The sequence below is a fragment of the uncultured Streptococcus sp. genome, assembly GCF_963525625.1.
Lineage (GTDB): Bacteria > Bacillota > Bacilli > Lactobacillales > Streptococcaceae > Streptococcus.
Genome location: NZ_CAURLD010000007.1, coordinates 19,305 through 35,677, shown reverse-complemented (window position 1 = coordinate 35,677; position 16,373 = coordinate 19,305). Strand labels below are relative to the sequence as shown.

The 16,373-nt window shown below is 42.6% G+C and carries 15 protein-coding genes and 1 pseudogene; 15 read left to right on the top strand and 1 reads right to left on the bottom strand.

Annotation, left to right across the window (positions count from 1 at the left end; translation table 11 throughout):
* Window positions 1–173 precede the first annotated feature (173 nt).
* The 7 genes from RYK49_RS05370 to RYK49_RS05340 all read left to right on the top strand — a co-directional run bounded on the left by RYK49_RS05370 (window position 174) and on the right by RYK49_RS05340 (window position 7,526).
* Window positions 174–1,973: a serine hydrolase domain-containing protein gene (locus RYK49_RS05370; RefSeq protein WP_314865122.1), complete on the top strand. Its 1,800-nt coding sequence runs from the start codon at window positions 174–176 to the stop codon at window positions 1,971–1,973.
* 16 nt (window positions 1,974–1,989) lie between these two features.
* Window positions 1,990–3,786, top strand: coding sequence for a serine hydrolase domain-containing protein (locus RYK49_RS05365; protein ID WP_314865120.1), 1,797 nt, complete (start codon window positions 1,990–1,992; stop codon window positions 3,784–3,786).
* Between the two features lie 22 nt (window positions 3,787–3,808).
* Entirely contained in the window at window positions 3,809–4,660 is an 852-nt protein-coding gene (locus RYK49_RS05360; RefSeq protein ID WP_314865118.1) for a CPBP family intramembrane glutamic endopeptidase, read from the top strand.
* A gap of 27 nt (window positions 4,661–4,687) precedes the next feature.
* On the top strand, window positions 4,688–5,512 hold the full coding sequence (locus tag RYK49_RS05355; protein WP_314865116.1) for a CPBP family intramembrane glutamic endopeptidase: 825 nt from the start codon (window positions 4,688–4,690) through the stop codon (window positions 5,510–5,512).
* Window positions 5,513–5,640: 128 nt separating this feature from the next.
* Window positions 5,641–6,549 (top strand): CPBP family intramembrane glutamic endopeptidase, encoded by a 909-nt coding sequence (locus RYK49_RS05350; RefSeq protein ID WP_002897963.1) that lies wholly within the window; start codon window positions 5,641–5,643, stop codon window positions 6,547–6,549.
* A 202-nt stretch (window positions 6,550–6,751) separates the two neighbouring features.
* Complete coding sequence (locus RYK49_RS05345; RefSeq protein ID WP_002897962.1) at window positions 6,752–7,039, top strand: autorepressor SdpR family transcription factor; 288 nt, start codon at window positions 6,752–6,754, stop codon at window positions 7,037–7,039.
* A complete protein-coding gene (locus tag RYK49_RS05340) occupies window positions 7,017–7,526 on the top strand; it encodes a hypothetical protein (protein ID WP_002906985.1) in 510 nt (169 codons plus the stop codon). The genes RYK49_RS05345 and RYK49_RS05340 overlap by 23 nt, the downstream gene beginning before the upstream one ends.
* A gap of 86 nt (window positions 7,527–7,612) precedes the next feature.
* Here the strand turns inward: RYK49_RS05340 and RYK49_RS05335 are convergent.
* Window positions 7,613–8,422: pseudogene (locus RYK49_RS05335) on the bottom strand (transposase).
* 258 nt (window positions 8,423–8,680) lie between these two features.
* Between RYK49_RS05335 and RYK49_RS05330 the strand changes: the two are divergent.
* The 8 genes from RYK49_RS05330 to RYK49_RS05295 all read left to right on the top strand — a co-directional run bounded on the left by RYK49_RS05330 (window position 8,681) and on the right by RYK49_RS05295 (window position 16,359).
* Window positions 8,681–9,469 (top strand): YhfC family intramembrane metalloprotease, encoded by a 789-nt coding sequence (locus RYK49_RS05330; RefSeq protein WP_002929789.1) that lies wholly within the window; start codon window positions 8,681–8,683, stop codon window positions 9,467–9,469.
* A complete protein-coding gene (locus RYK49_RS05325; protein WP_268686413.1) occupies window positions 9,447–9,728 on the top strand; it encodes an autorepressor SdpR family transcription factor in 282 nt (93 codons plus the stop codon). The genes RYK49_RS05330 and RYK49_RS05325 overlap by 23 nt, the downstream gene beginning before the upstream one ends.
* Window positions 9,715–10,212 (top strand): DUF1648 domain-containing protein, encoded by a 498-nt coding sequence (locus RYK49_RS05320; RefSeq protein ID WP_314865111.1) that lies wholly within the window; start codon window positions 9,715–9,717, stop codon window positions 10,210–10,212. The genes RYK49_RS05325 and RYK49_RS05320 overlap by 14 nt, the downstream gene beginning before the upstream one ends.
* A gap of 47 nt (window positions 10,213–10,259) precedes the next feature.
* A complete protein-coding gene (locus RYK49_RS05315) occupies window positions 10,260–10,946 on the top strand; it encodes a Crp/Fnr family transcriptional regulator (protein ID WP_314865109.1) in 687 nt (228 codons plus the stop codon).
* A 289-nt stretch (window positions 10,947–11,235) separates the two neighbouring features.
* A complete protein-coding gene (gene arcA, locus RYK49_RS05310) occupies window positions 11,236–12,465 on the top strand; it encodes an arginine deiminase (protein WP_002897955.1) in 1,230 nt (409 codons plus the stop codon).
* Window positions 12,466–12,515: 50 nt separating this feature from the next.
* On the top strand, window positions 12,516–13,532 hold the full coding sequence (gene argF, locus RYK49_RS05305; RefSeq protein ID WP_002896073.1) for an ornithine carbamoyltransferase: 1,017 nt from the start codon (window positions 12,516–12,518) through the stop codon (window positions 13,530–13,532).
* 166 nt (window positions 13,533–13,698) lie between these two features.
* Window positions 13,699–14,646, top strand: a complete 948-nt coding sequence (gene arcC, locus RYK49_RS05300; protein ID WP_125338225.1) for a carbamate kinase — start codon at window positions 13,699–13,701, stop codon at window positions 14,644–14,646.
* A 201-nt stretch (window positions 14,647–14,847) separates the two neighbouring features.
* Window positions 14,848–16,359, top strand: a complete 1,512-nt coding sequence (locus RYK49_RS05295; protein WP_314865106.1) for a YfcC family protein — start codon at window positions 14,848–14,850, stop codon at window positions 16,357–16,359.
* The last annotated feature ends 14 nt before the right edge of the window (window positions 16,360–16,373 follow it).

Below are 16,373 nucleotides of genomic sequence, written 5' to 3'. Positions count from 1 at the left end.
GAAATATAGAAAATTAGGAAAGGAGAAAATCATGTTTCATATTTTTACTTTTGTTAAAATTCTTTTATTCTTTATCTTTGGCTGGATCTGGCTCCTTCTCGGTCTACTCAGTTTACTCTTTCTTTTTCCTTTTTAAGTGAAGAAAATATAGAAAATAATGATTGGAGATCATCATGAAAACATCATTTTTGAAAAGCGCTGTGGCGCTGGTAACGTGTGGCTTGCTCGCTTTTGGAGCAGCGCAAGTTCGAGCTGACCAGCAAAAGTTGCCGTCGGGCACGCCTTATGACCAAATCGGTCAGAAAATTGAAAATTTCTACAAGGAACACGAAAAAACCAGCGCGGGACTGGCGGCAGCAGTCTTTGATAAGGACGGCCAAACCATTTACCAAAAGAACTTTGGCTATATGGACAAGGAAAAGAAGCTGGCTGTGGACGACAACTCGGTTTTTGAGTGGGGCTCTGCCACCAAATTGACCGTCTGGCTCAGCGTCATGCAGCTCTGGGAAGAAGGAAAAATTGACCTAAAAACAGATATAAAAGAGTATTTGCCCAAGGATTTCCTGAAACACCTCAAATACGACAAGCCCATTACCATGCTTGACCTCATGAACCACCAAGCGGGTTTTGAAGACTACCCTTTATATATAGGTTCTGACAAGGATTTAGGAGCATTGATGAAAAAAACTCCGTCTCAGATTTATGAGCCGGGAACGGTGACCTCCTATTCTAATTATGGGACAGCGCTGGCAGGCTATATCGTGGAGCGGGTGAGCGGGCAATCCTTTGCCGACTATGTCCACGAGCATATTTTCCAGCCGCTGGGTATGGAGCACACCGCTCTCAAGCCTGATTTGTCGGATAATCGCTATGTACAAAAGCAGCGGGAGAAGGAGAAAACCTACGATACAGAAGGTAACTTGCTAAAAGGTGATGTGCCATTTGTCCTCGGAGAATATCCAGCGGGGCGAGCGACAGGCACTTTTTTCGATTTGAAACGCTTTGCCCAAGCTCTCTTGCAAAAGAAAACGCTCTTTAAGCGAGCAGAGACTTGGGAGAATTTTTACAGCGCTAGCCATACTTATCCGGGTACGGACGTTCCTGTCAATGCTCATGGACTGTGGGCAACAGAATTTGAAAACACCAGAACGCTTGGGCACGGTGGAAATTCGCCGGGTTTTACGACCAGCCTCTTGCTTGATTTGAAGTCAGGGATTGGCTCAGTCGTTACAGTCAATCAGAGAAATGAGTTCCATTTTGCTATCGCCATGCCTGACCTCATTTATGGTAGGAAAAAAGAAGCCTCAAAGGCGTCACAAAGAGATTTTCAAGCTGGTTTTTATCGCGAAGCGCGCATTTTTAGCAAAGGTCCTCTGTCCATATTTAGAGTTTTCAAATCGACCAGCTATCTGGACAATCCCTCTGAAAATGCGGCTATCAAAGACTATTTTGGTTTTTGGACGGCAGGAGAAAAAGGAGGGAGCTATCGTTTGAATTTGCCCATTTCAGATAGAATGAAGCTGTCCTTGCTTGATGTCATCAAAGACTATGGCAGTTTAGTGCTTGCTGGGCTAGCCTTACTTTATGTTGCCCTTTGCTATCTTTGTGGTATTTTGGCAAAATTGTATCGTTTGCTCCTTAGGAAAAATAAGGGAAGCAACTCAGCTGTTTGGTCAATCTGGCATTATCTGACGGGCTTCATTATTCTTTGGGTGTTTCGCAATTTATTCTCATTTTTCTCTATTATTCTTGCGAAAAATTCTTTCGACCTAGCTGGTCTGACGGGGTATTTTCAACTCTTTGCCTTGCTTGCTCTAGTCTTGCTGATTAGTGCTTTTCTGCCCTATCTGCCTTTTTTCAAAGAGAGATTGAAGCAAGGAAATAAATACCTCACGCTAGCGACCAGCTCCGCCGCTTTTATCATCGCTTTTAATATTTTCTACTGGTCGCTGTACCAGTGGTGGGCACTTTAATAGAAAGGTGAATATCATGAAAACATCATTTTTGAAAAGCGCTGTGGCGCTGGTAACATGTGGCTTGGTGGCTTTTGGAGCAGCGCAAGTTCGAGCTGACCAGCAAAAATTGCCGTCGGGCACGCCTTATGACCAAATCGGTCAGAAAATTGAAAATTTCCACAAGGAACACGAAAAAACCAGCGCGGGACTGGCGGCAGCAGTCTTTGATAAGGACGGCCAAACCATTTACCAAAAGAACTTTGGCTATATGGACAAGGAAAAGAAGCTGGCTGTGGACGACAACTCGGTTTTTGAGTGGGGCTCTGCCACCAAATTGACCGTCTGGCTCAGCGTCATGCAGCTCTGGGAAGAAGGAAAAATTGACCTAAAAACAGATATAAAAGAGTATTTGCCCAAGGATTTCCTGAAACACCTCAAATACGACAAGCCCATTACCATGCTGGATCTGATGAACCACCAAGCGGGTTTTGATGAAACGCCGCTGAACACAGGAACAGGCAAGAGCTTGGAAGAATTACTAAAAAGCCAGCCCGCTCAAACTTATGAGCCAGGGACGGTGACATCCTATTCCAATTACAGTACAGCTCTAGCAGGCTATATCGTGGAGCGCATCAGCGGACAGAACTTTGCGGATTATGTCCACGAGCATATTTTCCAGCCTTTGGGCATGAACCATACCGCTCTCTTACCTGATTTGTCGGACAATACCTATGTCCGAGACAAGCGGCAGGGTGAGAAAACCTATGATACAAACGGAAGTTTATATCTAGATAAATTGCTTCCCGCGGATATTTATCCAGCGGGGCAGGCGACAGGGACTTTTGCCGATTTCAAGCGGTTCGCGCAAGCTCTTTTGAAAAAGGAAAAGCTCTTTAAGCGCCCAGAAACCTGGAATGAACTGTATCAGACAACTTCTACATTCTCAGATAAAGCAGTCGCTAAGAATGCCCACGGCTTTTGGGTGACAGAGTATGAGATAGGCTCTATTTTAGGGCACGGCGGTCATTCTTTTGCCGGTTTTTCAACCATGATTTCGCTGGATTTCAAGTCGGGTATCGGCATGGTTACCATGGTAAATCAGAGAGAAGAAGCCACCTTTTCTTTCGGTCTGCCCGATTTAGTCTTTGGCAAGAAAAAGCAAGCCCCTAACCAGTCTCAAAAAGACTTTCAGGAGGGCATGTATCGGTCTTCCCGCTCCATTCAGCAAGGCCCGACCTCTATTTCGCGCCTTACTCCTGTTTATACTTTTTATGTGAAAGATGTGATCAAAGACGGTCATCTGCTAGTCAGCAACTATTGGCTTTTGCAACAGCGCCAAGGACGAACAGAAGTTGAAACAACCTATAATCATTTAGAAAAGCTCTCGCTTTGGGAGGTGGTAAAGGATTATGGTTCTGTCGCTCTGCTGGGTCTCGCAGTTGTTTATGCTGTGCTTGTTCTTTTGTTAGCTGCTTTGGGTAAGGTGTATCGCTTGCTTTTTGGGAAAAAAAGTAAAAGAGCGACTCCAAGAAGTTGGAAAATTTGGCATTATGGCACTTGCGGACTGATTTTGGTTAGCCTAGTCAATCTAGCAGGTCTCGTCATAGTTGCCGTTTCGGGCAAGTACATGCCCGATTATCGCTGGCAAGCCATTCTCTTTGCCTTCTTAGCACTGATTTTTCTGGTCAATGCTGGGTTGCCAATCTTTCTGCGTTCAAAATTCCAAGTGAGCAAGGGTCGAAAAATCTTGACCTACTTGACCAGCAGCGCTTCACTTATCGTCGTTCTCAATATCCTTTATTGGAGCCTTTACCAGTGGTGGACTTTATAAATAACAGAAAGGAGCATTTCACATGCAGACTTCCATTTCAACTTCAACTATTAAAAAATTTCTCATCTGGGCTTATGGCATAGGTTGGTTTCTTATGATCTTCTTATGTTATTTCTCTCAGCAAAAACAAAACGTCATAGCCTCGGTCTTCTCTATTTCCGCTATGTTTGCGCCGAGTATCGCGGCTCTTATTTCCAAAGCTCCCATTAAAGAGGCCGGTTGGCGACCTAATCTGAGCAAAAAGTGGAAGTCCTATGCTGCAGTCTGGCTCTGGATTGCCTTTTATGCTATCTTTGGTGCGGTAGTTTATTTTAGCATTTTTCCCCAGCACTTTTCACTAGCCTTTAGCCTGCTTGCTAAAAGCATTGGAACTAGCAATCCAGCTCTAGTTCAATCCACGGTTTGGCAGTATGTCTTTAATATTCTAACGTGGATAAATTTACTTTGTATCATTCCAGCTTTAGGTGAAGAGTTAGGCTGGCGGGGTGTGCTTTATCCTTATCTTAAGGAGCGCTACGGTCGGACGAAGGGTCGCTTTATCGGTGGTCTGATTTGGGCTTCGTGGCATTTACCTATGTTACTGTTTGCGGACAAATTATCACTAGACACCATTCTCTATATCTTTCCTTACTATATTATGGCGATTACTATGGGCTTCTTGTTAGATATTTATTATGTAAAAAGCAAAACCATTTGGTTGCCTGCTTTTGGTCACTCCACTATTGATACACTTGGCCCCCTGACTTCTTTGTTGGTCGCAGGAAATGTCAAACCTCTTGCCTATCTCGGGCCTGGAGCCAATGGGCTATTTGTAGGCTTACTAGCCATTGTAGTGGTTACTTGGCTAACCAAGCGGGAGGCGAAAGAAAACTAGAATTGAAAAAAGAAAGGAGCATTTTATATGCAAAACACAATTTCAACTTCAACCATTAAAAGGTTTCTAGCATGGGCGTTTGGGCTCGCTTGGCCAGGTATGCTAGTCATAGCTTACTTTTATGCGATCAATCAGAAACTTGTCGGTAACATTTTATCCGCAAGTGTGGTAATGTTCGCCCCTATGGTGGCTGCTTTTTTGGCTAAAGCTCCTGTAAAGTCTATCGGCTGGAAATTGAAGCTCGCCAGTAAATGGCGCGATTACCTAGCCTGCTGGTTAGCCATTTGTAGCATTATACTTGGCGGCGCACTTGTCTATTTTGCTGTCTTTCCGCAGCATTTGGCTTTTGCCCTGAACCCACAAGTCGCCCTTCAAATTTTAATGATTCTTACGGTCTTAACTCTAGCCATCAGTCTTTCTGGCTTGGGCGAGGAAGTTGGCTGGCGGGGTATTCTCTATCCTTATTTGAAAGAGCGCTACGGACGGACTAAGGGACGCATCATTGGTGGTCTCATCTGGGCTATTTGGCATTTTCCTGTCAATATGATTGGAGCAGGGACGCTGGGTGAGCGTTTCTTAAATTTAATTCCCTATTATATCATGGCTATTTCTTTTGGGATTATCCTTGATATTTACTATGTACGTAGCAAAACCATTTGGCTGCCAGCCTTTGGACATGGGGTCATTGATGCCGTTGCCATGATAACTACCGTTTTCACTGTTAGTGGGGTAGAAACGTTTAAATTCCTTGGTCCTGGTCCAACTGGACTTTTTAGCGCTCTCATTGCTCTTGTCATTGCCGTTTGGCTGACCAAGCGCGAAGAGAGAGAAAGTCAGCAGGGGATTTCTTAATATTTTTTAGGTGATTTTTCTACCACTTACTAGCGCAATCTAACCACTTACCAAAAAGAGATTGATTTGGTGTACTTCTTTTGTTAGGATAAGGGTGTAGGGGAAAATACACCTTAAGGAGGTCACACATGACACATACTTATCAAAAGACAGCCCATCGCTCTAGTCTGGAAATCTTGCAAGAAGAAGCAGGGGCAAAAAATTGGTGGCTGAGCCTGCCGCTGGCTTTTCTTGCGATTGCTGCGGGAAGCCTCATCAGCGGAGCTTTGTCCCAATGGCTCTTGCTGCCGAGCATGACGGACGCCAATCGCTTACTGATAGGCATCGTTTCTTTATCCGTCTTTTTAGGTAGCAGTTTACTCATCATTCTCTTCGTCGCTAAATTTTGGGAGCGGCGCAGCCTTGCCAGTTTTGGACTTTGGAAGGAAAAATTAGGGTTCAATCTGCTGCTTGGTACAGCACTGGGTTTCTTCTTAGTCCTTCTGGCTGTGGGCTTCAATCTGCTCGGCGGACAGCTCCACATTCAAGTCGAAAAGCAGTTCAATCTAGGAATTTGGCTCTTTTTCCTGGTCAATTTCTTCTTTCAGGCGCTGGCTGAAGAGATGATTTACCGCGGCTTTGTCATGAACAAACTCCGCACCAAGCTGGACTTGCTACCGGCTGTCCTGCTCAACTCCCTACTCTTTGCGGTTATCCACATTTTTAAAGGTGGAACGCCCGTCCTTTATATCCTCAATGTCTTTCTGACCGGGATTTTCCTTTCCCTCCTTTTTGCACTGACGGACAATCTCTGGCTGGTCATAGCGCTGCATGCGGCTAATAACATGATTTATCTAGGTGTCTTTGGAGTGATTGGGACGGGCAACAATCTCCAGCACGGTAGTTTCTTACAGACGACTTTGACCAGTCAAGCCAACAGTTTCTTAGCAGGAACGCCAAGCGAACCTCTATCAGGCGGGCTGATAGCAGTCATCGTTATGGCGCTGGCTGCTCTTCTCACCGCCTATCTAGCCAAGAAAAAGCAAGTGTTTAGCTAAGCCCTCCTTGTCTTTTATCCTCAAAAACAGTATAATGGAGAAAAGAATTTGAAAGTTCTCTAAATAGTTTTAGGAGGATTGCTGGCAGAAAATCTTGTCCGTTTGAGTAGCGCCTTGCTTACATTTGTAGGAGCCATGACTTATCTAGAGCTAGTTGCTTTGTTTGTCCTTAGCTAGAAATCAATTTTAAGAGGTATCAAAATTGGGAATTAGTGAAACCATGAAAGCCCTAGCTGATCCAGTTCGGCGGGAAATATTAGAAATATTAAAAAAAGGTCCTAAGTCGGCTGGTGAAATCGCTCAAGTCTTCGATTTGACGGGAGCGACGGTATCCTACCATTTGTCCCAGTTGAAAAAAGCGGGGCTCATCTATGAAGAACGGCAGAAAAATTACATTTACTACCATTTAGATGCTACGGTTTTTGAGGAAATTTTGGTCTGGATTGCCGCGCTAGGAGGGAAAAATAATGAAAACGAAACTGAGAAATAACCTTAGGGAATTGCTGCTGACTTTCTTGGTTATTTGGCTGCCACTTGCTTATGCCTTATGGATTTATCCTAGTTTGCCAGAGAATATTAGGATCAATTTCACGTCGCCGATTAGCCCGACATTTAAGTATGTACCCAAATTTCTCTTTATCTGGGGTCTGCCAATCTTTATGACTTTGGCACAGCTGATTGTTTATGGGGCAACGGCTTACCGAGAAATCACCAAGCCAGCTTTTGCCCGCTTCGTCCTTTGGATTGTTCCCTTGACCCATATCATTGTCTATCTTTCTATTTTGTTCTATGCTCTCGATTCTCACTTCAATGTTAATAAGATTGCCTTGATTTTTTCAGGCTTGATGTTTATGATTTCTGGGAATTATATGCCCAAGAAAGTGGTGGTGGAAGAAAAACCAGCGCCGCGTTGGCTAGCCTACCTCTTTATCCTAGTCGGATTGACAGCCGTACTAGTGGGACTTTTTCTTTTGTAAATCAAGTGAAAACAAAGTGCACAGATTGTGCGCTTTTGTTTAGTCTCATTCTGGCTCTTTGTCAACTGTAGTGGGTTGATGAGAAGTTATAATCTGGAGAGGACTAAATCAGTCCTCTCCTTTTTGATGTTCAAAGCGATAAGGATTCTAGATTTAAAATTGTCAAAGTTCCGAAAACCGAAAGCGTTTCGCTTGATGACTTTGATGAGGTTGTTAGTAGCTTCTAATTTTGCGTTTGAGTAGGGCAGTTCCAGTGCGTTCAGGATCTTATCCTTGTTTTTCAAGAAGGTCTTAAAAACAGTTTGAAAAATAGGATTTACATAAGAAATGGTATCTTCAATGAGTCCAAAGAAATGCTCAGTTTTTTCTCTTGAAAATGAAAAAGCAAGAGTTGGTAGAGTTTATAGTGTTTTCGGAGTTCTTGAGAGCAAGAGAGAAGTTTTTCTAGAATTTCTCCGCTGGTCAAGTGCATGCGAAAAGTTGGACGATAAAAACGTTTATGGCTGAGTTTACGGCTATCCTGTTGAATGAGTTTCCAGTAGCGTTTGAGTGCCCTATATTTGTGCGATTTTTTGCTTGACGATGGTCGCGATTTGGTGGTTTTTCTTGACTAAGGAAGTCTCTGCGACAGCTACTTTCCTACAGACTTTACAGCGGAAACGGTGTTTCTTTAACCGAATTAGGGTTTTGTATCCCGCACACTCTAGGTAAGGTATTTTGGATTCTTTATGGAAGTCATATTTAGCCATTTGTCCTTGGCAGTGAGGGCATTTAGGAGCAGGATAATCCAGTTTAGCGATGATTTCTTTATGAGTTCCAGCATCTAGAACATCCAAGATTATGATGTTAGGGTCTTTTATTCCCAGTAAGTTTGTGATAAAATTGAACTGTTCCATAAGAGTCTTTCTAATGATGGTTTTGTCGCTTTTCATTATAGGTCTTATGGGACTTTTTTTCTACAACAAATAGGCTCCATTATTCCTACAGTGGTTTTACCCACTACAGAAATTATAGAGCCGTTTTTTATTGCAGTAGAGCTTGATAATTTTTAGATTGAAGTTGTTTAGAAAAAATTCGAAATAGATTTGACAGAAAGAAAGGAAAGATGTATAATCTATTTAGAAAAAAACCAAAACAGTTTAGGAGAAAAAACGATGATTTCCATTCATATCTTGATTGCTATGCTGCTGATTTTAGGGGCAGTCCTTGTTCCTTTGGTTTATTTTAAAAAGACCAAGCACATTTCTCTATTAGTCTTTCTTTTAGGGGGGGTTGGTTTTTATTTATCGAGTCAAGTTTTGGAAAATATCTTGCACCGTATCGTTTTACAGCCTCAGGCTGATGGGACTATCGCTTTGCAGACGGAAAATCCTTGGCTATATGTCCTTTATGGTATTGCTGCGGCAGCTATTTTTGAAGAAACAGCCCGCTGGGTCATCTTTTACTGGCTGCAAAAGAAGCGTCCACTGACCTTTAGGGATGGTGTGGCCTATGGCTTGGGGCATGGTGGTATTGAGGCTCTGTTTATTGGTATTGTCAGTCTCTTAAACTTTTGGGTTATAGCTCAAGTAGTGACTCAGGGGAATGCCCAGACGCTGGCTCAAATTCCTCAAGCAGTTATTGACAATGTCCGCTCTATGAGCGCTGGCAGCATCTATCTTTTGGCTTTTGAACGGATCTTGGCTATTCTCATTCAAATCCTACTAACATTCTGGGTTTGGAAGGCGGTCAAGGAGAAGGCTCCAGTGTATTTTTTAGCTGCTCTGGGACTTCACGCCCTGATTGACCTAGCGCCTGCTCTGGCTCAGGTAGGCTTTCTTCCGCCACTGGCTGTTGAGGCTCTGCTCTTAGTAGAAGTAGTGGCACTAGTCTTTCTGACCAAGAAAATCTTGAAAGTTTACCTGAAAGAAAGGTTCAATCATGGGGATCAGTCAAACGCTTAAAGCTCTAGCTGACCCAGTTCGGAGGGATATTCTGGAAATGCTCAAGCATGGTCCGAAGTCTGCAGGGGAAATTGCTCAAGCTTTTGAACTGACCCCTGCGACGGTATCCTACCACCTCTCTCAGCTAAAGAAAGCCGGTCTGCTCATAGAAGAAAAGCAGAAGAACTTTATATATTACAGCTTAGATGTCACGGTTTTTGAAGAAATTCTTATCTGGTTTCAATCTCTTGGAGGAGGAAACAAAAATGAAAAAAAATAGTTTACAAGAATTAGGCTGGGCACTTGGCGTCATGCTCTTGCCAGTTTTATATGCCATCTGGGTCTATCAAAAATTACCAGAAAACCTAGCTATTCACCTTGACTTGTCTGGAAAAGGAAATGCTTTTTTACCTAAGCTTCTAATAGTATCTGCTTTTCCAATTGTCATGATGCTGCTAGAAGTTATGATCTATTGGACAACCATTGCCAAAGATATCTTGAATAGAACCTTTAAGCACCTTATTCGATGGATATTTCCTTTTACCTTTGTTTCGCTATATCTAGCTACTATTTATCGGGGCTTAAATGAGAGTTTTGATGTGCGTAAAATAGCAACTATGCTAGTTGCTTTGGTTTTCATAATTGTAGGCAATTACTTGCCCAAAAAAGTACAAGCTGACAGAAATTCCATGAATAGAAAATGGGCACACCTCTTTGTTTTGTTAGGATTTCTTACTTTTATAGTCAGCATTTTCTATTTGTAAGCGGATTTATGCTATAATGGTATCAAGTATCAAATAAAAGGGTTATCATGATTACCAAGGAGCATTATCAATTTATCCGGCAGCACCCTGCCTTTGTCAATCTGCCAGTGGAGCTTTTCGATAAATTAGCAGTGGAGATTCAGTATCGCAAGATTCCAAAAGGGCAAATTATCTTTTTTGCAGGAGACCGACGAGAGCGCCTTTTTCTCTTGTCTCAAGGCTATGTTCGGATTGAGCAGTATGATTCGACAGACACATTTTCTTATATAGATTATGTCAAGAAAGACAGTGTTTTCCCCTATGGAGGTATGTTTTTTGATGAGCGCTATCATTACACAGCCAGCGCTGTCACCAATGTCGAATATTTGTCCATTCCTATCGATTTGTTTGAAGATTATTCAAAGAAGAGTGTGGACCAGCTGTTGTTCATTACCAAGCGCCTATCGCAAATCCTGGAATTTCAGGAACTTCGTTTGCGCAATGTCGTAGCAGCTAGTGCAAGCGAGCGTGTTATCCAGTCTCTGTCGCTGCTCTGCATGGATTTGTGCAAGGAGGGGGATAGCCTGCCCTTTCCTATCAGTATGAAAGAGTTGGCAAAACTAGGAGCCACAACTCGGGAAACGGTCAATCAAGTTCTGAAAAAGCTCTTGGATGAAGGTCGGATTGAATACGAACATAAAAAATTAACTTTTAAAGAGAAAGAGTATTTTATGAAATACCTTGCTAGAAGCTAATCGGTTCTGATTAGCTTCTTTTTTGTTAAATAAATTCAAAATATTCTAATATTAACCATGTACTGATTTTATTTTAAAAAATAAATATTCACAAAAATAATATAATGCATAAAATATTCAAAGAAAACGCTTTAAAGAAGAATATTATAAAAATAGAAATAGAAAAAAGCAAAGGATTTGACATTTGCAATGTAGGCTTTTTCTTGAAAGCGGTAGCATTAAATGCTAGAATAGTACATGTAAACGGGCTTAGAAAAACCTAAACCGCAAAGAAAAAGGAGGATAGTAGATGTCTACACATCCAATTCGTGTTTTCTCAGAAATTGGAAAACTGAAAAAAGTTATGTTGCACCGTCCTGGCAAGGAGTTGGAAAACTTGCAGCCGGACTACTTAGAACGTCTTCTTTTTGACGATATTCCTTTCTTAGAAGATGCACAAAAAGAACATGACAACTTTGCTCAAGCGCTTCGTAATGAAGGAGTTGAGGTGCTCTATCTTGAGCAGCTGGCTGCTGAGTCACTGACTTCCCCAGAAATCCGCGAGCAATTCATCGAAGAATATCTGGAAGAAGCCAATATTCGCGGCCGTGAAACCAAGAAGGCTATTCGTGAACTGCTCCGTGGTATCAAAGATAACCGAGAGTTGGTTGAAAAAACGATGGCAGGAGTTCAAAAAGTTGAATTGCCAGAAATTCCTGAAGAAGCAAAAGGCTTGACAGACTTGGTAGAATCTGATTATCCATTCGCTATTGATCCAATGCCAAACCTTTACTTCACACGTGACCCATTTGCTACGATTGGTAATGCTGTATCGCTTAACCACATGTATGCAGATACTCGTAATCGTGAAACTCTCTACGGTAAATACATCTTCAAACATCACCCAGTATACGGTGGAAATGTTGAACTTGTTTACAACCGTGAAGAAGATACACGTATCGAAGGTGGGGACGAGTTGGTTCTTTCAAAAGATGTGCTAGCAGTTGGGATTTCACAACGTACAGACGCAGCTTCTATCGAAAAACTCTTGGTCAATATTTTCAAGAAAAATGTTGGCTTCAAGAAAGTTTTGGCTTTTGAATTTGCTAACAACCGTAAGTTCATGCACTTGGATACTGTCTTCACTATGGTTGATTATGACAAGTTCACGATTCACCCAGAAATCGAAGGTGATCTTCGCGTTTACTCTGTAACTTATGTTGATGACAAACTTAAGATTGTTGAAGAAAAAGGTGATTTAGCAGAAATCTTGGCAGAAAACCTTGGTGTAGAAAAAGTTCATCTGATTCGCTGTGGCGGTGGCAATATCGTAGCTGCTGCGCGTGAGCAGTGGAACGACGGTTCTAACACCTTGACCATCGCACCTGGTGTAGTAGTAGTGTATGACCGTAATACCGTTACTAACAAGATTTTGGAAGAATACGGCTTGCGTTTGATTAAGATCCGCGGAAGTGAATTGGTTCGCGGTCGTGGTGGACCACGTTGTATGTCTATGCCATTTGAACGTGAAGAAATTTAGGAATCCAGTATTTTACTGATACTCAAAGAATAGAAAGAGGAAATAATAGAATGACACATTCAGTATTCCAAGGACGTAGCTTCTTAGCAGAAAAAGACTTTAGCCGTGCTGAGTTAGAATACCTTATCGGTCTTTCAGCTCACTTGAAAGATTTGAAAAAACGCAATATTCAACACCACTATCTTGCTGGCAAGAATATCGCTCTCTTGTTTGAAAAAACATCTACTCGTACTCGTGCAGCTTTTACAACAGCAGCCATTGACCTGGGAGCACATCCAGAATACCTTGGTGCTAACGATATCCAGCTTGGCAAGAAAGAATCTACAGAAGATACTGCTAAAGTTTTGGGCCGTATGTTTGACGGGATTGAATTCCGTGGCTTCAGCCAACGCATGGTGGAAGAATTGGCAGAATTCTCAGGTGTTCCAGTATGGAATGGTTTGACTGACGAATGGCACCCAACTCAAATGTTAGCTGACTACTTGACAGTTCAAGAAAACTTTGGCCGTCTGGAAGGTTTGACATTGGTATACTGTGGTGATGGACGTAACAACGTTGCCAACAGTTTGCTGGTAACAGGAGCTATCCTTGGCGTTAACGTTCACATCTTCTCACCAAAAGAACTCTTCCCAGAAAAAGAAATCGTTGAATTGGCAGAAGGCTTTGCTAAAGAAAGCGGCGCTCGTGTGCTGATTACAGAAGATGCTGACGAAGCAGTTAAAGGCGCTGATGTTCTTTACACAGACGTTTGGGTATCTATGGGTGAAGAAGACAAGTTTGCAGAACGCGTTGCCCTCCTCAAACCTTACCAAGTAAACATGGATTTGGTGAAGAAGGCTGATAACGAAAACTTGATTTTCTTGCACTGCTTACCAGCATTCCACGATACAAATACTGTTTACGGTAAAGATGTCGCTGAAAAATTCGGCGTAGAGGAAATGGAAGTAACAGACGAAGTCTTCCGCAGCAAATATGCTCGTCATTTCGACCAAGCAGAAAACCGTATGCACACAATTAAAGCGGTTATGGCTGCAACTCTTGGAAACCTCTATATTCCAAAAGTATAATCTTACATATGAAATCGTCTACCAACAGCTATGAGGGCTGCGACTAATAGCTTTAGTCCGGCCCTCTTTTATATGATAAGGAATGCTTATTTCCTTATTGAAAATTTGAAAATCTACTAAAATAAATTGGAAGTGCATTCTTTGGAGTGCAATAAAGGAAAATTAAATGGCAAATCGTAAAATCGTTGTAGCCTTGGGAGGAAACGCCATCCTTTCATCTGACCCATCTGCGAAAGCACAGCAGGAAGCCTTGGTGGAAACTGCTAAACACTTGGTGAAATTGATTAAAAACGGGGATGACCTTATCATTACCCACGGAAATGGTCCGCAAGTAGGAAACTTGCTGCTGCAACACTTGGCAGCTGACTCTGAAAAGAATCCTGCCTTCCCACTAGACTCTCTTGTGGCTATGACAGAAGGCAGTATCGGCTTCTGGTTGCAGAATGCTTTGCAAAATGCTCTCTTGGATGAAGGTATTGAAAAGAATGTTGCTTCTGTTGTGACGCAAGTAGTAGTGGATAAGAACGATCCAGCTTTTGTCAACCTCAGCAAGCCAATCGGTCCTTTCTATTCAGAAGAAGAAGCCAAAGCAGAAGCTGAAAAGAGCGGAGCGACTTTCAAAGAGGATGCCGGCCGTGGTTGGCGTAAGGTCGTTGCTTCACCAAAACCAGTGGATATCAAGGAAATTGAAACGATCCGTACGCTTTTGAATCAAGGTCAAGTAGTAGTAGCTGCGGGTGGCGGGGGAATTCCTGTCGTCAAGGAAGACAATGGTCATCTTACTGGTGTTGAAGCCGTTATTGACAAGGACTTTGCTTCTCAGCGCTTGGCAGAGTTGGTTGATGCAGACCTCTTCATCGTCTTGACTGGTGTGGACTATGTCTTTGTTAACTACAACAAACCAGATCAAGCAAAACTGGAACATGTGAATGTTGCTCAGTTGGAAGAATACATCAAGCAAGAGCAATTTGCACCAGGGAGCATGCTTCCAAAAGTAGAAGCAGCTATCGCCTTTGTTAACGGCCGTCCAGAAGGGAAAGCAGTAATCACATCTCTGGAAAATCTGGGAGCTCTGATTGAGTCTGAAAGCGGCACGATTATTGAAAAAGGCTAAAAAAATACTGATTGAAGGATGATAACAGAGATTATCTCTCTGATGGAAATCTTTTCTTGAAAATCATTTATAATTTTCAAAAATACTGGCTTTTTCAATGTTAATATGGTAAAATATAAATAAAGTAAGCGTTTTCTTGTTTACTCATGCAGGGAAATGTAGGTTCGTAACCTCGTAAAAAATGTTTAGGAGGGAATACAAATGAGTGAAAAAACAAAAAAAGGGTTTAAGATGCCTTCATCTTACACCGTATTGTTGATAATCATTGCCATTATGGCAGTGCTAACTTGGATTATCCCAGCAGGGGCTTTTGTGAAAGGCGTTTACCAGCCTCAGCCCCAAAATCCACAAGGAATTTGGGATGTCCTGATGGCGCCGATTCGTGCTATGCTGGGTACGCACCCAGAGGAAGGCTCCTTGATTAAGGAGACAAGCGCAGCCATTGATGTTGCCTTCTTCATCCTCATGGTTGGTGGTTTCCTTGGTGTTGTAAACGAAACTGGCGCTTTGGATGTAGGAATTGCCTCTATCGTTAAGAAGTACAAGGGTCGCGAAAAGATGCTGATTGTTGTCTTGATGCCTCTCTTTGCCCTCGGTGGTACTACCTATGGTATGGGTGAGGAAACCATGGCCTTCTATCCGCTTTTGGTACCAGTGATGATGGCGGTTGGTTTTGACAGTCTGACTGGGGTGGCTATTATCTTGCTTGGTTCGCAAATCGGATGTTTGGCTTCTACGCTAAATCCATTTGCAACGGGTATCGCTTCAGCAACTGCTGGTGTTGGAACTGGTGAAGGGATTGTCCTTCGTCTCATCTTCTTGGTTGTTCTGACAGCTCTCAGTACTTGGTTTGTATACCGCTATGCGGATAAGATTCAAAAAGATCCGACCAAGTCACTGGTTTACAGCACTCGAGAAGAAGATTTGAAACACTTTAACGTTGAAACTTCTTCATCTGTTGAGTCAACTCTGAGCAAGAAACAAAGAATTGTTCTATTCCTGTTCATTATGACATTTGTCCTTATGGTATTGAGTTTCATTCCTTGGACAGATCTCGGTGTTACTATCTTTAAGGACTTCAATACTTGGCTGACTGGTCTTCCAGTTCTTGGTAAGATTGTTGGTTCTTCTACTTCTGCACTGGGTACTTGGTATTTCCCAGAAGGAGCTATGCTCTTTGCCTTCATGGGAATCTTGATTGGTGTTGTGTACGGTCTCAAGGAAGACAAGATTATCTCTGCTTTTATGAACGGTGCAGCTGATCTGCTTAGCGTAGCCCTAATCGTGGCAATTGCCCGTGGTATCCAAGTTATCATGAACGATGGTATGATTACAGACACTATCCTCAACTGGGGGAAACAAGGACTCAGCGGTTTGTCATCACAAGTATTTATCGTCTTGACTTACATTTTCTACCTGCCAATGTCCTTCCTTATCCCATCATCATCTGGTCTAGCCAGTGCAACTATGGGAATCATGGCTCCAATGGGAGAATTTGTCAATGTCAAGGCTAGCTTGATCATCACAGCTTATCAGTCTGCTTCAGGTGTGCTGAATCTGGTTGCACCAACTTCTGGTATCGTTATGGGAGCTTTGGCACTCGGACGTATCAATATCGGTACTTGGTGGAAATTTATCGGCAAGCTGATTGTAGCGATTATTGCTATCAGTATTGGTCTCTTACTCCTAGGAACTTTCTTACCATTCCTATAAGCTAGAAGCTGAGG

Bases quoted from the DNA above. Each gene is read 5' to 3' on its own strand.
- RYK49_RS05370 (WP_314865122.1), top strand. From the start codon at position 174: ATGAAAACATCATTTTTGAAAAGCGCTGTGGCGCTGGTAACGTGTGGC.
- RYK49_RS05365 (WP_314865120.1), top strand. From the start codon at position 1,990: ATGAAAACATCATTTTTGAAAAGCGCTGTGGCGCTGGTAACATGTGGC.
- RYK49_RS05360 (WP_314865118.1), top strand. From the start codon at position 3,809: ATGCAGACTTCCATTTCAACTTCAACTATTAAAAAATTTCTCATCTGG.
- RYK49_RS05355 (WP_314865116.1), top strand. From the start codon at position 4,688: ATGCAAAACACAATTTCAACTTCAACCATTAAAAGGTTTCTAGCATGG.
- RYK49_RS05350 (WP_002897963.1), top strand. From the start codon at position 5,641: ATGACACATACTTATCAAAAGACAGCCCATCGCTCTAGTCTGGAAATC.
- RYK49_RS05340 (WP_002906985.1), top strand. From the start codon at position 7,017: ATGAAAACGAAACTGAGAAATAACCTTAGGGAATTGCTGCTGACTTTC.
- RYK49_RS05330 (WP_002929789.1), top strand. From the start codon at position 8,681: ATGATTTCCATTCATATCTTGATTGCTATGCTGCTGATTTTAGGGGCA.
- RYK49_RS05325 (WP_268686413.1), top strand. From the start codon at position 9,447: ATGGGGATCAGTCAAACGCTTAAAGCTCTAGCTGACCCAGTTCGGAGG.
- RYK49_RS05320 (WP_314865111.1), top strand. From the start codon at position 9,715: ATGAAAAAAAATAGTTTACAAGAATTAGGCTGGGCACTTGGCGTCATG.
- RYK49_RS05315 (WP_314865109.1), top strand. From the start codon at position 10,260: ATGATTACCAAGGAGCATTATCAATTTATCCGGCAGCACCCTGCCTTT.
- arcA (WP_002897955.1), top strand. From the start codon at position 11,236: ATGTCTACACATCCAATTCGTGTTTTCTCAGAAATTGGAAAACTGAAA.
- argF (WP_002896073.1), top strand. From the start codon at position 12,516: ATGACACATTCAGTATTCCAAGGACGTAGCTTCTTAGCAGAAAAAGAC.
- arcC (WP_125338225.1), top strand. From the start codon at position 13,699: ATGGCAAATCGTAAAATCGTTGTAGCCTTGGGAGGAAACGCCATCCTT.
- RYK49_RS05295 (WP_314865106.1), top strand. From the start codon at position 14,848: ATGAGTGAAAAAACAAAAAAAGGGTTTAAGATGCCTTCATCTTACACC.